We start from the raw sequence: 13750 nt of genomic DNA, 5'->3' as shown, positions 1-13750 counted from the left end.
TAGGGATTTGAACCCTAGATACGCTATTAACGTATGCCGGTTTTCAAGACCGGTGCTTTCAACCACTCAGCCATCTCTCCGCAGCGGGGCGAATAATAGAGAATCCCTATGCGCTTGTGAAGCTTTTTTTTCAATTATTTGATCGTTTGCGTAAAATTTGGCTCAATCGTCTAAGAACCAGTCAAAATTATGCGTATTTTTGATATTTCAGCGAACTTTTGAAAATATTCAAAGTCTTACGTATTGAGTAAATATTGCCGTAGAGACCCAATTAACGACAGATATTGATCCAGAAATCATTGCCCCAACATATAACAATTGATACTCTTATCTTAGTTATTTTTGGGATCAGCATGTTTTATTAAGGAGCTTGAATCATGGCATTCAATCATTCATACAACACTGCAAAACCTGTCATGTCGACAATGGAAACAAACAAAGTGTTGAAAAACACTTACTTCCTATTGGCAATGACATTAGCGTTTAGTGCAGTAACAGCCGCAATTTCAATGACAATGGCATTACCAGCGTTTACTGGTATTGTTTGTTCATTAGTTGCATTTGGTTTGCTATTTGTTATCGGTAAAAAAGCAAACTCATCTTCTGCTATCGGTCTTGTATTCTTATTTACTGGTATTTTAGGTTTCGGCCTTGGGCCTATGCTTAATCACTATGCTGCACTACCAAATGGTGGCATGTTGATAGCACAAGCACTTGGCACAACAGCGTTAATTTTCTTCGGTTTATCAGCTTATGCACTAACTACGAAAAAAGACTTCTCATTTATGGGTGGCTTTTTAACGGTTGGTTTAATCGTGGTTATTATCTCAAGCCTAGTAAACTTGTTCATTGGATCAAGCATCGCGTTCATGGCAATTAACGCGGCAGTCGTTTTATTAATGTCTGGCTTTATCCTTTACGATACAAGCCGCATCATCAACGGCGGCGAGACAAACTACGTGCTTGCGACTGTGAGCTTGTATTTAAGTATTTATAACTTATTCACCAGTATCCTTGCCCTTTTAGGCGCGTCGGATGACTAACTCAGAATTTCTGATAAAATAAGCCCCATTACGGGGCTTTTTTTATGAGTAAAATTTGAGTCAAATAGCCATATCAGTGCACTTTGGCGTAGCTGCACAGTCAAAGTTAACTTTACTAGAGCGATATGTCGATGCAGCTATTAAAAGTGACCATCAAATCGCGTGCATCTTTCTATATCAAGATGGTGTCTATCACGCCAGTCAAAATATCATACACGCTTCCGACGAATTGCAAGTCAACGCGATTTGGCAACGCATCAAAGATAAAGGGATCCCCCTGTTGTTGTGTGTCACCGCTGCGGAAAAACGCGGCGTTAGCATCGAAGACGTTAGCCCTTTCACCGTTGCAGGCCTTGCGGAGTTTGCCATGCTCTCGAGTAAGTCTGATAAGTGGATGCAGTTTAAATGAGTAAAAACGTGTTAATTATTTCTCAAACCAGTCCATTTGACCAAAATAGTCTGAAAGAAGCGCTCGATGTCGCACTAATCTATGCAGCGATTGATCAACAAGTAAGTTGGCTTTTTACCGGTTCTGCTGTGCTATCGCTCCAGAAAACCCTCAATGCTCCACTACTGGGTTTAAAAGACATGTTTAAGCAATTAAAAACTCTGGAAATTTATGATGTCGAGCGGGTTTATGCCTGTCAGTCAGCGATGCAGGAGTTTAACATATCGCCACACTCCCTTGCTGTTGATACTGAAATCAAAAATCAACATGAAATCCTTGCGTTAATCAAACAACATGACTTTGTGGTGACACTATGAGTACGCTACATATTATTTCTAGTATCGAAGCATGCGATCAGCTGCAGTTTGTATCCCATCACGACACAATTTTATTATGTAATGATGGCTGCTTTGGGCAAACGCGTATCTCAGCTGGAGATGCAAATGTGGTGATGCTGCAAACTTGCGCCTGTGCCAGAGGCATTGTCCCAGAGGCCGGAGTAGAGCTTATCTCTGACAAAGATTGGGTTGAGCTGACCATTACGATGAACAATTCAATTACTTGGTAATCATCATGCTAGAATTTAACAACCAAACTATCGAGACAGATAAACAAGGCTATTTGCTAGACCATACTCAATGGACTAAAGATTTAGCACCACTTCTAGCCGCAGAAGAAAATATTGAGCTTTCAGATGCACATTGGGAAGTCATTGAGTTTGTGAGAAATTTTTATCTCGAATACAATACCAGCCCCGCGATCCGCATGCTGGTAAAAGCAATGGCTAAAGCACTAGGCGAAGATAAAGGAAATAGCATCTATTTATATAAGCTATTTCCAAAAGGCCCAGCCAAACAAGCAACAAAAATAGCCGGATTGCCAAAACCCGCCAAATGTATTTGATAATACTTGATAAAAAATATGAAGCTTATTACTCCATAAGCTTCATATTTAATCATAATAAGTTAAAATTAGTTTGAAGCAATTACCCCATCAAAAACTTTATCAATCATTACTTGAGCCAACCGTTCATCTATAGACAATGGTTCAGGCACTGCATAATCAATATCCACAACGCCATTGTCCGTCAATACCAACTTAGATGCTATTTGATATTTTGACAAGCTTCGTGAGCTATAGTCATAGACATAAACCTTTTCTCCTAATTGCCCCGTATGCGCTCTAATTGCCTCACTTTGTTTTTTTAGCTCAGAGCACATATGACAGCTGGTTAAGACATTATATTTAGCTTGAAAACCACAGTATGCTATAAAGCTAACTAATGAGAGAAATATTAATAATAGCCCTAAAAGATATTTTTTCATATTAGCTCCTAATTAAGCATTTGGAATCAGTTCTCTTAGTACGTTTCCAACACGTTATGCTGGCTATCGTAAGCTTTAAGTACTTTAAAATCCTCACCGTCACTTTGCTCACTTTCAACCGCAAGCACATAACTTCCATCGGTAAACACTAATTTATGAAGGAGCTTTAAATCTACAAGTTCATTGCTATCCATATCCAAAATATCTCTAATTGAAATTAGCAAAGGCTTGATACGACTTTTTAGATTAACAATAATTTCCTTATTTAAGCTACTTCTCATCGCCGATGTTAAGATAAAATCATTTGCATTATCCTTGCTCCAATCCCCTTCAACCTGATGAGCTGCTATCAAGTAGGGAGACTCGCTCAAATAGCTACCATAATTCAAGCTTTCCAGAAATAATGATTCTAGTGGTTCAAGCGCCATTGACTCTTTTTCAGTTAAAGAAAGTACTCTGTGTTGCGGTATGTAAACTTGCTCACCCTCAACACTCGCTTTATCATGATAAATTTCGACCTTGCTCAGGTTTCTATTTACAAAATCATAAATAAAAACAATGCCATTATTGCCTATGCCTAATATTTCTATTGCAACACTTCTAGCCTCAATATCTTGGCATCCATGGCAACCACCTAATAATCTAAATTGATTACTACTCATTTTCTCTGTGCTTGAATGGCAAATAAAACTGAAAAATAAGATAAATACAAATAAGATCTTAAAGTTAATATTCATAATTATTCCTTTTTATATATAATATTAATGAGTTACAAAGTCACTGACTAACTACAAGACGCTAAGCAGGTCATCCGACTATTGTCAGAGGAAATAGTGCAACTCGTCTTTATTCTCGGGCAAGAACGAGACAATTCAGCTTGTCGCATTCTTAGGCCTAGCTCTGACATATACTCTTTGAAATTTTCATAACGAGCCCATTGCCTATGCTGATAATACTGTGGTGTATTGGGGGGCGTGACAGGGATGGTGTTGCCGTCTCCATCTTTAACTTCAACTATGTTATAGGTTTGTCTATGTAGGTTAGGTTCAACTTTTACATATGAGCCATCTGGAAAAATGATATTAAAATCAAACTTCTCTGAAAGTATAGCAAACCTTTTTATGTTTAGAGCAGAAGTAATCCTATTAACTAAGGTTGACACTCTATTATATCCAAGCCGAAAGTGCGTATCAAATAGCTCATTTCGCATTTGTGAACTCCGAACAAAGTCAAAAGCGCTATCACCATAAGGACTTGAGCTAACAACTATATCAGTATGGAGAGCACCTTGGTATACTTCGTAGGTTAAAGAGCGTTCTTTAAAATCATTAAAGACTTGAACAATATTTTGCCCATACTCTCTTTCTCCAGATGATAATACTTCAGCTCTCACTCTTTTTATTGGGACTCGTTGGTAAGGGTCAACTTGGATCCACTCATAATATACATAATACTTTTTAAGTGTTCTTGCAGGGTAATTAAATACGAAAACAGTGCCACTGTCCCCCGGCTCCCATGCACTTTTAGCGGCAGATTGACTATAACTTTCACTACACCCATGGCAGGCTGTCATAAGATGTTTAAGATCAGTGTTTTGTTCAGAGTTGGCCTGAGTATTACAGCTTAAGACTAGAACAAAAGCAAGGTAGATTAAAAAATTATTGATTTCAAATGTTTTTTCCATATATTTATCCTTAAATATTCATTTTAAAATCAAATAAAAAATAGATCGAAAATCAAAGAACGTCAACATTAATAGAAATTAAAAATTAAAAATTAAAAATCATTATTACAATTTAAACAACAATATAATTAAAATAGCGGTTTCAACTCTTTGTGGCGACACCTGATAACCTCAATCTAAACTTCGCTATATACTAGTAACAAAAAGAAACAGGCGCCTATATAGTTGCTTTTCAGGCTAATGGAAAAGTACACAAACAGGGGGGAAAGCCTAAGCAAATTGCGCATATAAAACAGGCGCTCAATGCGAGGCCAAGAAAATGTCTAGGGTTTAGGTAATCAGCGGTGATATTCGATGAATTACGCAAAGTAGCCTAATTTAGCGAGTAGAGCACTTCGGACTTGAATTCGCGAGTACAAAAATCTGTTTGAGAAATGGCGACACCATGCAGAGTTATTCATAATTTAAAAAAGCCTAAAACCGTAGATGATTTTAGGCTTTTTACAAGCTACTCTTGACGACGTTACTTCGTATACGCTCTAGGCATATCAGAATCTGTCGTATATCTGTCTCTTAGTTTATCGTGGCGTGACTCAGTAGACACTTCCTCACCATTGATCCAGATTTTATCGATTGTGGTGCTGAATTCGAAAGGATCCGCACTCCACATTACGATGTCTGCACGTTTACCAGCTTCAATCACACCGCCATCAATGCCCAGTGCTTTTGCTGGGTTAGCGGTAACTGCCTTAAGTGCGCCGTCATGACTCATGCCATTTGCTACAGCAATACCCGCATCAAAGCGTAGCTGGTAGACGTTATGACTACCGTCACCACCAATTGACAGGATGACATTGACACCCGCTTTCTCAAGCTTACCTGCGTTATCTAGGCTTGCATGCATTGAGTCAAAGCTAGCTGGTAGATTTGATACCGCACTCAAAATAACAGGTACTTTCGCCTCAGCTAATTGCTCAGCGACCACTACCGCATCATCTGCACCCTGAATAATCAGATCTAAACCAAACTTTTCTTTTAGCTTAATCGCTTCAAGAATATCCGACGCCCTTGAAAGCGTCGCTATCACAGGCATATCACCCGCAAGCACTTGAGTTAACACTTGTTCTTCTGAACTCGGTTTTCCCTCGTCTTTTTTGTCTTTCTTAGCAAGCTTTTCTTGCTGTGCTTCAAGCTTTTTAACAACGTTATCTAACGCTTTTGCACGAGACCCTTTGCTTTTGGCACCCAGATGAATAATTAACGCTGTTTGCTTGTCAGTCACACTGTTAAATTCACCAGATAAGTCAACAACAAAACCAAGCCCTGCAAACTCACTTTTACCACCCCAAGGTGCGACAAAGTTTTGCGTTACACCGCCTTTTCTTGCATAGGCAATTAAGCTACTACGTGGATTAAATGCGGTGCTTGCGTCAAAGTCTACGCCGGCATCGTCATCACCAGCATCACGAGAAGCAGCAACAGCACCGACTTCAACTAAACCAAGCTGGTTCATTGAGCCGATAAAGCCAGGAGTGATAACCTTACCGCTGGCGTCAATCGTTACATCAGCAGTCACGTTATCTGGATTAATCGCTTTTATTTTACCGTTCTCGATAACTAAAGTCGCACCTTCAAGTACGCCAGCATCTGTCGCGGTATGGATCGTTGCATTAGTAATTGCGGTAACATTGGCAAAAGCTACAGAGTGAGCTAGCAATGCGCTAGTGATCATGGTTAGTTTCATGGTTTTCATCTCATCAACTCCTTACTTTTGACCTAACATAAAATCACTAACCGCTTGATATTTTTCATCGTGACGATCATAGACTTTACCACCATCTACAAAGACCTGCTCTGCACGAGAGTACACGCTAAACGGATTGGTGTTCCAAATTACTACATCGGCTTGTTTGCCTTGCTCAAGCGATCCAGTTTTATCCTGAATGCCTAACGATTTAGCTGCGTTCGAGGTGATCCACTTAATTGCATGCTGCTCGTTGATGTTAAAGCCAGACTGGTTAGCTGTGTTCATCACTTTTGCGGCTTCATGATTCAAGCGTTGGATTGTGGTATCTGAATCAGAATGAACTATCGCACATGAGTTTTTCACTGCATCTACAATTGCTACATTTTCCTGAACCATATCATAGGCTTCCATCTTAAAGCCCCACCAATCTGGCCAAAGCGCAGCACAATTACCGTTTTCACCTAACAGATCTGCAATCTTGTATGCTTCAATACCGTGGTGGAACGTCCCTGCGTGATAACCAAACTCTTTAGACAAGTCGATCATCATTGCCATTTCTTCTGCTTTATAACAATGGTTATGGATCAGGATTTCACCATCTAACACACCACGAAGCGTATCGAACTTGATATCACGTTTTGGTGCATCCGGATTCAATCCAGCAGCATATTCGGCTTCGTACTGTTCCCAAGCGCGCTTATATTCACCAGCTTCAATCCAAGCTTCACGATATCCTGCCATGTTACCCATACGCGTATAAGGGGCAACACCTTTGGAGCCGTATACACGCTTTGGATTCTCACCACATGCCATCTTTAACCCATATGGCGCATCTGGGAATTTCATTGCCTGCATTGTTGGTGCCGGCACATTCTTTAAGGTAACACCACGACCACCAAATAGGTTTGCAGAGCCAGGTAAGATTTGTAGCGTGGTGATCCCCCCTTCTCTAGCTCGGTTAAAGCCTGGATCTTGCGGCCATACAGAATGCTCAACCCATACTTGAGAAGTATTAGGGTTAATCATTTCATTGCCATCACTGTGCGATTCTACACTTGGGCTGGGGTAAGCTCCTAAATGAGAGTGCACATCGATAATGCCAGGTGTTACCCATTTGCCTTCAGCATCAATGGTAATATCTGCCGTGACAGATAGGTCTTTACCAACTTGCTTGATTTTACCGTCAACAATAAATACATCACCTTGTTCTATTTTTTCACCCGTTCCGGTTAAAACGGTAGCATTAGTGATTAGGGTGGACTGAGAAGGTACAGGCTTGTAGGTACTTGGGTATGGGTTTTTCTCTATGGTAACTTTTTCTTTTTGTGGGCCGTTATCCTGACAGCCCATCAAAGCTGCGGCAATGCCAGCTACGACTAGGGAGGGAGCAAATTTATACATTTTTGTCATCTCTATTGTTTTTTTGTGACTTTAACTCATGCCATCGCACTTTACGCAATTATGAGTTTTAGTGACAAGTAATTACGACGAACGTCCGAACATTATAACGCATGTTGTCATCAGTGAGTAATTTAGAAAAGCCTTAGTTGCCATAACTGAATGTAAATTAGCGTCAATATTGACACGTTTTGACACATCAAGTGGCATAAGTAACAAAGAGGAAGTAAATCTAAGAATGAAGTGTTAAATTATCGATAATGGTATTTTATAGTGAAAAAAGTTTTTGCTATTTGTATCCTTAGAAACAAAATAATTTATTAATTTACAGATAGATAGAAAGCCTGCACACATTTGACATACTCTATTACATTCGGAATTACTTGATTTACAGCATTCTGCAGCAACTTTAGTAATACTAAGAACGTGTCCTAGAGATAGCCAAGGAGCTAACCATGAAACTGTTCAATTTAGTATGTGCAACCTCGCTTTTGATCGCAGGTACCGCATCTGCGGCAGACTTTGTTGCTGCGGATAATAGTAAAGCGACTAAAGTTTGTATGTCGGTAGTCAAAGACAATAAGATTCACTTGTTCCACACCATTAAAGAAAACCACCTAAAAAGACGTGTTGTAGAAGAAAAACTACACTGTAATGATATGCCAGTCGGCAAATTTGCAGCAACCTACGGATTTAATAAGGCTGCGGACTTCCTTGGTGTAGACAGTAATGTAGAAACCAGTATTAAAGACATCGCTAAACTTGATAAAAAGACCATTTTTGTCTCAGGTTCAAAGTAGCCATGTCGACATATTTGTAAACAAAAAAGCAAGGCGTAGCAATCCCTGACTGCGCCTTTTTCTTTGTTCAGCTATACAACTGCAGCCAATAACCCAAATAGACCCCCAAAGACGCCTCCCCATACAACTAACCAACCTAAGTGAGTCTTAATCATGTTTTGTACAATCTCCTTTACCATTTTCGGCGTTAGCTCATTAAGTCGCTCATCTACCGCTTTTTCAATGGTTTGATGTAAATCATCACCGAGTAGACCGTTACTAAGCGACTCACTAATTGCAGCATCAAACTCAGGCTGTTCACCGAGCTCAACTATTGCTAATCGCATTTTCTCAATAAATGGCTCTCGCAGCGGTTGTACAGCTTCAGTCCCACCAAACATCTGCAGCATCGCACCAAATTGCGACGCTTCAATCACACTTAACAAACGGTCAAACGCTGGATTTAAATCGACTTTATTGGCTATCGGCGCCAAGTCAAACTTTGGATGCTCCTTGTCGAGAAATTTTTCTAGTTTTTCTTTACTAAAGAACTCGCTCAAGATGAGCTCTCGAATCGACGTTTTAAACGACTCGAATTTGAGCGTAATAATCCCTGAACCATAGAGGAAAGGCACTTTCTCAAATAACATATGTACCGCTAACCAATTCGTCAGAGCACCAGATAGAGCAAACAATCCAACCGAAAACAACACGTCGTTTTCTAGTGCGAAGCCAATACCTGTTAGCAGTATCGCGAGTAAATTGGTGATGATATTTTTATTCAATGTACTTCCCTTGGATAAAATGACAGACGCGATATTTTATTTTTTTTAGAAAAAGGCCTCAAGTATTTGTGATCTTGAGAATTTCAACCATATTTTAGAGTAAGTGAATATGTTGGATCTAACTTATGTGGAACAAAGTCAACCAACAAATCTCTGAATCTCTCCATGACACTTTTGAGTTTACTTCAAAGCAAACCTTAAAAAGTTATGGGTCTAAAAAACTTTATAAGATTGCAGACGATACCCATCAATTTTTGGTCAAAGTTGCTCCAATTCAGGCTTTAGAGCGCTTTGAATGTGAAGCATCTAATCGTGAAAAGCTTATTCGCGACTCTGATTTCCTTGTGGCCGATACAATTACCCTAGGTACGAGTGTTGAGTTCTGCTTTATTGTGCTGGAATGGTTAGAACTTGATCATCGCAATGAAAACTGGCTTGAGTGCGGTCAAAGCCTTGCTAAAATGCACCAACGTCATGAACAGGAAATGTACGGCCTAGAAGAAGATAATTATATTCATGAGCTGCCGCAACCAAATCAGTGGCACAAAAAATGGGAAGTTTTTTTTGCTGAAGAAAGAATTGGTTGGCAACTGCAACTGCTTGCTGAAAAAGGGATTATCCTCACCGATATTGACACATTTGTGGAGCAGCTAAAGCCGCTCCTTCCGCACCAAGTTCAACCGTCTCTGGTTCATGGTAATTTTTGGCATGGTAACATTGGTTTTAGCCATCAAAAACCCGTACTATTTTCCCCAGCTTGCTATTATGGTGATAGGGAAGTTGATATTGCGATGGCTTCGTTATTCGCTCCGCTGCCAGATGACTTCTATCGTGGTTACGAGTCTATCTATCCACTCGCAGAAAATGCACCTGAGCGATTAGACATTTATCGCTTATATCCTCTTTTAGTGCAAGCAAACTTGTTTGCTGGCAAGTACATACGGGACGCGGCTGAACAAGTGCAAGCCCTGCTCAAATAACTGCCATATTTTCGTCACAATGCGCTATAGTTAAAAGGTATTTAGTTTGGCCAATTCAGGTGGAGGGCCAATGAAAAACCTATATCAACAACGTATTGAATGTCCTCATTGTGGACATCATATTTTTGTCAATCTTGATGCGAGTGAAGGCGATCAGGACTACTACGAAGACTGTGCTGCTTGTTGCAATCCAATACACCTAAATATGCACTTAGACCAACTGCACAATAAGCTTGAGCTTAGGGTTGATAGCGACGACGAGCAAGTGTTTTAACCAAAGCAGAAGTGCTATAGATAAAAGGCAGCTCATTTGCGAGCTGCCTATCAGGTTGGCACAACATCAGCCTGTACTTTTGGTGCCTACAGATAGACGTAAAGGGTATTACTCGGGGAAGGTCTAGTTGTGCTTCAATAGAGTTTGCTTTTTCATATAGTTTTCAACGGTATTAATAATCGTATAGGTTTGTTGGTCAACCTCAATATTCACAGTATCTCCCACACGCACCGTACCCAAATTGGTAAGCGCCAGCGTTTCAGGTATTAGGTGTAACCAAAAGCCGGTATGATCAAGCTCCCCCACAGTCAAACTCGCACCATTTACCGCGATAAAGCCTTTGTACATAACATACTTATGCCAGACTTCTGGCAACGCTACATGCATCCTACAATTGCCTTCGTTGCGATGTATTTCACTGATATTCGCGCTTGTTTGAATGTGACCTGAAATTATATGTCCGCCGAGTTCTGTCCCAAACGTCATCGAGCGTTCAAAATTTACCTGCGACCCTCTTTGTACCTCACCTAGATTAGTGAGTCTCAATGTTTCATCAATCACATCAAAGCAAACTTGCCCTACCACATCATTTTCTGGCTGTTCGAAGTGCACCACCGTTAGGCAGCATCCGTTAATTGCGATGCTCGCTCCCAAGGTCAGCTTATCAAGGTATTCAGCACCAACAGAAATAACTAATTTTAAAATATTATCGACCTGCTTTGCCGACACCACCGTCGCTTTTGTTTGAACAATTCCTGTAAACATATCTACCCTCTTAATTTATCCTTGAGATTGTAGCGAAATCGCACTAAGAGATGTACTTAATTTGTATTGAATATCCAACTAGATAAAATTAGTTGCGACCGCTAGCCGCAAAATTTTGCTAAAAACAAAGCACTAAAATAAACTTACGTTTTTACGCCTTAAGTAGTATCTCACCATGAATTTTTCAACTTGGGAAGCCAGACGCTTGCTTCAACTTGCGATCCCCGTTTTTCTCGCTCAAGTTACTTTAGTTTTAATGACCGTCGTTGATACGATGATGGCAGGTCAAGTCAGTGCTGAGGACTTGGCTGCTCTTTCTATTGCTACGGGTGTTTGGAACCCTTTGATTTTTAGTTTACAAGGGATCTTACTTGCACTTACGAGTATTGTTGCGCATTGCCATGGTGCTAATGACATCGCAGGGATCAAACGATTTTTCCAGCAAAGCTTGTATCTTGCTTTAGCGCTTTTTACCGTCGGTTTGGTTTTAGCGAACTTTACTTCTATGGTTTTTTCAAATATAGGAGCAAGTGAGAATGTTCAGACCCTCGCTCAAGGCTATATTGATTTTGTGAAATGGGGTCTCTTGGGCTTTTTGATCTTTACGGTATACCGCAATGTCACCGAAGGGGTCGGCCAAACAAAGCCTGCTTTTTACATCAGTATTGTTGGTCTTTGTATCAATGTCGTTGCTAACTATATTTTCATCTATGGTAAATTTGGCGCGCCAGCGCTTGGTAGTGCGGGCTGTGGCCTCGCTACATCTATCGTGCTTTGGTCAATGGCAATTGCACAGTGGGTGTATAGCTTGAAGAGTAAACACATAGATGGAAAGGCCCTAATCAGCGGTTTTACTAAACCAAGTCTATCTATGATGAAATATGTTGCAGCACTTGGCTTTCCAATTGCATTGGCAACCTTCTTTGAAGTTACGCTATTCGCGTGCATTCCTTTATTTATTGCAGATCTAGGTCCTATTTCCGTATCTGGTCACCAAATTGCTGCCAGCGTCACTACTATGCTGTTTATGATGCCTTTAAGTTTGTCGATGGCTATTGCAATACGGATCGGTAATCTAACTGGACAAGGTGCCTTAGACCAACTCAAACTTTCAGTGAATACCGCGTTTCTTTTGGCCACCTTAATTGCACTATTTGTCGCTCTCATTACGTATATAGGAAGAGATCAGATTGTTTGGCTCTATACCAACAATACTGAAGTAGCCGCTCTTGCAACCAGCATTATGGTACTGGCTTGTTTGTATCAATTACCCGATGCATTACAAGTCTCAGCAAATGGTGTGTTAAGGGGGCTCAAATATACTAAACCAATATCTTGGGTTACCTTTGTATCATATTGGCTAATTGGGTTTTCGTTAGGCTATGTATTAGCAAAGACCGATTTAATAACGCCTGCGATGGGTCCTCAAGGCTTTTGGATTGGTATTATTATTGGCTTGAGTACGGCGGCAGTATTATTGGTGACATGCGTAAACAAACGGGTGAAATTTGAGATTAGTCAAGCGAATAGCTAGTACGCTAATACTTTTTACTTTGGCCGGCTGCAGCAAGCAGCCGAGCGATATTGCTGTTGAATATCAACAACGTTTGGCGAGCGCGACTGACATAGAGGTGGTACACACAGCACCACTTTACAATCCGGAGGTACAAAAAGTACCATTGCCGACAAGTGAGCTAACTATCTCTATGTTAGACATCGTGACCGCTGGACACTGCAAAGTCACAAATCTCATCGCTGCGCACAATAATCAATTAGGGAAAGTTAGTTACCCAAGCGAACGCTTGAAATACAACATCTTATTTATTCAACAAGCGCCTCACTGCATTCAGCACCCAAACACAAGCGACGAGCTGCAACAAACATTAACTCAAGCAGTTCAGGAAAAGAAACAACAGCTTCCACGTTACTTTCTTCATATGATGACATTTGAAAGAGAATTGGCAAGTTTGAGTTTGTTACTCGCTGAAGAGGTGCCGCTAGAGCTGCCAGCAGCCCACAGCAACATGCTAGAGGCCGTTAACGAGCTTGCAGAGCTGGTAATAAACATGGATACGCCAGAAAATCTCAGTCCAACTACACTCACACCCGCTATAAAAGTGCTTTCTCAGCGATTTATCTCATCTTTGGTGACGAGCGTTCGTAAACAGACTCAGCTGAATAATGCGACTACAAGCCAATTACAACAACTTAGGCTGAGAGATGATATTTGCAAAAGTGGCGGAAATAAAAAGCAGGCACAGATCATAAACAATATCTTCAATAAGTATTATTTATCCGTTCTTCAGCCTTATCAGGCGATGCTCTCTCTTTCTATGGAAGAGTTGATCTCAGCCTGGCAACCTATCCACCTATTGTATCAAAATAATAACGTTGTCGACCCGCTCACGCTTCAACAACACTTGGATAACCTTAAAGATTCTGCGAAAGCACACGTAAAATGGTGGCAAAAATTTTACGAGCTGTGTGAAATCCCTCCAGTATGAACAAAAAAAAGGCAAACA

The 13750-nt window shown here is 40.5% G+C and carries 17 protein-coding genes; 10 read left to right on the top strand and 7 right to left on the bottom strand.

What is annotated here, in order from left to right; translation table 11 throughout:
• The first annotated feature begins 377 nt into the window (after window positions 1-377).
• Genes EXT48_RS06635 through EXT48_RS06615 form a run of 5 tightly spaced genes read left to right on the top strand, consistent with a single transcriptional unit; the run spans window position 378 to window position 2394 of the window.
• Window positions 378-1043, top strand: coding sequence for a Bax inhibitor-1/YccA family protein (locus tag EXT48_RS06635; protein WP_010604622.1), 666 nt, complete (start codon window positions 378-380; stop codon window positions 1041-1043).
• Between the two features lie 55 nt (window positions 1044-1098).
• On the top strand, window positions 1099-1452 hold the full coding sequence (tusD, locus tag EXT48_RS06630) for a sulfurtransferase complex subunit TusD (protein ID WP_130163968.1): 354 nt from the start codon (window positions 1099-1101) through the stop codon (window positions 1450-1452).
• Complete coding sequence (locus tag EXT48_RS06625; protein ID WP_130163967.1) at window positions 1449-1808, top strand: DsrE family protein; 360 nt, start codon at window positions 1449-1451, stop codon at window positions 1806-1808. The genes tusD and EXT48_RS06625 overlap by 4 nt, the downstream gene beginning before the upstream one ends.
• Window positions 1805-2059 (top strand): DsrH/TusB family sulfur metabolism protein, encoded by a 255-nt coding sequence (locus EXT48_RS06620; protein ID WP_130163966.1) that lies wholly within the window; start codon window positions 1805-1807, stop codon window positions 2057-2059. Before EXT48_RS06625 ends, EXT48_RS06620 begins: the two co-directional genes overlap by 4 nt.
• 5 nt (window positions 2060-2064) lie before the next feature.
• Window positions 2065-2394 carry a TusE/DsrC/DsvC family sulfur relay protein gene (locus EXT48_RS06615; protein WP_045989037.1) on the top strand — a complete coding sequence of 110 codons (330 nt, stop codon included), beginning with the start codon at window positions 2065-2067 and terminating at the stop codon, window positions 2392-2394.
• A gap of 68 nt (window positions 2395-2462) precedes the next feature.
• Here EXT48_RS06615 and EXT48_RS06610 read toward each other — a convergent pair whose 3' ends face one another.
• From EXT48_RS06610 to EXT48_RS06590, 5 genes are all read right to left on the bottom strand, one after another.
• Window positions 2463-2816 (bottom strand): hypothetical protein, encoded by a 354-nt coding sequence (locus EXT48_RS06610; RefSeq protein ID WP_130163965.1) that lies wholly within the window; start codon window positions 2814-2816, stop codon window positions 2463-2465.
• 35 nt (window positions 2817-2851) lie between these two features.
• A complete protein-coding gene (locus EXT48_RS06605; protein ID WP_130163964.1) occupies window positions 2852-3553 on the bottom strand; it encodes a hypothetical protein in 702 nt (233 codons plus the stop codon).
• Window positions 3554-3600: 47 nt separating this feature from the next.
• Window positions 3601-4500, bottom strand: coding sequence for a hypothetical protein (locus EXT48_RS06600; protein ID WP_130163963.1), 900 nt, complete (start codon window positions 4498-4500; stop codon window positions 3601-3603).
• 523 nt (window positions 4501-5023) lie between these two features.
• On the bottom strand, window positions 5024-6253 hold the full coding sequence (locus EXT48_RS06595) for an amidohydrolase family protein (protein WP_130163962.1): 1230 nt from the start codon (window positions 6251-6253) through the stop codon (window positions 5024-5026).
• Between the two features lie 12 nt (window positions 6254-6265).
• A complete protein-coding gene (locus tag EXT48_RS06590) occupies window positions 6266-7648 on the bottom strand; it encodes an amidohydrolase (RefSeq protein ID WP_130163961.1) in 1383 nt (460 codons plus the stop codon).
• 452 nt (window positions 7649-8100) lie between these two features.
• Here EXT48_RS06590 and EXT48_RS06585 point away from each other — a divergent pair, with 452 nt between their 5' ends.
• Window positions 8101-8445, top strand: coding sequence for a DUF3718 domain-containing protein (locus EXT48_RS06585; protein ID WP_039495709.1), 345 nt, complete (start codon window positions 8101-8103; stop codon window positions 8443-8445).
• A gap of 71 nt (window positions 8446-8516) precedes the next feature.
• Here EXT48_RS06585 and EXT48_RS06580 read toward each other — a convergent pair whose 3' ends face one another.
• Entirely contained in the window at window positions 8517-9209 is a 693-nt protein-coding gene (locus tag EXT48_RS06580) for a DUF445 domain-containing protein (RefSeq protein WP_130163960.1), read from the bottom strand.
• 125 nt (window positions 9210-9334) lie between these two features.
• Between EXT48_RS06580 and EXT48_RS06575 the strand changes: the two genes are divergently transcribed.
• Together EXT48_RS06575 and EXT48_RS06570 are read left to right on the top strand one after the other, a co-directional pair.
• Window positions 9335-10189 (top strand): fructosamine kinase family protein, encoded by an 855-nt coding sequence (locus EXT48_RS06575; RefSeq protein ID WP_069019067.1) that lies wholly within the window; start codon window positions 9335-9337, stop codon window positions 10187-10189.
• Between the two features lie 70 nt (window positions 10190-10259).
• A complete protein-coding gene (locus tag EXT48_RS06570; protein ID WP_039495704.1) occupies window positions 10260-10463 on the top strand; it encodes a CPXCG motif-containing cysteine-rich protein in 204 nt (67 codons plus the stop codon).
• A 123-nt stretch (window positions 10464-10586) separates the two neighbouring features.
• On the opposite strand, the gene EXT48_RS06565 is transcribed toward EXT48_RS06570, so the two are convergent.
• Window positions 10587-11228 carry a riboflavin synthase subunit alpha gene (locus EXT48_RS06565; RefSeq protein ID WP_130163959.1) on the bottom strand — a complete coding sequence of 214 codons (642 nt, stop codon included), beginning with the start codon at window positions 11226-11228 and terminating at the stop codon, window positions 10587-10589.
• A gap of 175 nt (window positions 11229-11403) precedes the next feature.
• Here EXT48_RS06565 and EXT48_RS06560 point away from each other — a divergent pair, with 175 nt between their 5' ends.
• Together EXT48_RS06560 and EXT48_RS06555 are read left to right on the top strand one after the other, a co-directional pair.
• On the top strand, window positions 11404-12762 hold the full coding sequence (locus EXT48_RS06560; RefSeq protein WP_130163958.1) for an MATE family efflux transporter: 1359 nt from the start codon (window positions 11404-11406) through the stop codon (window positions 12760-12762).
• On the top strand, window positions 12737-13732 hold the full coding sequence (locus tag EXT48_RS06555) for a DUF3080 family protein (protein ID WP_130163957.1): 996 nt from the start codon (window positions 12737-12739) through the stop codon (window positions 13730-13732). The genes EXT48_RS06560 and EXT48_RS06555 overlap by 26 nt, the downstream gene beginning before the upstream one ends.
• Window positions 13733-13750: the final 18 nt, after the last annotated feature.

Source organism: Pseudoalteromonas sp. CO348 (genome assembly GCF_004208845.1).
Classification (GTDB): Bacteria; Pseudomonadota; Gammaproteobacteria; order Enterobacterales; family Alteromonadaceae; genus Pseudoalteromonas; species Pseudoalteromonas maricaloris.
This window is presented reverse-complemented; position numbering and strand designations above follow the sequence as displayed.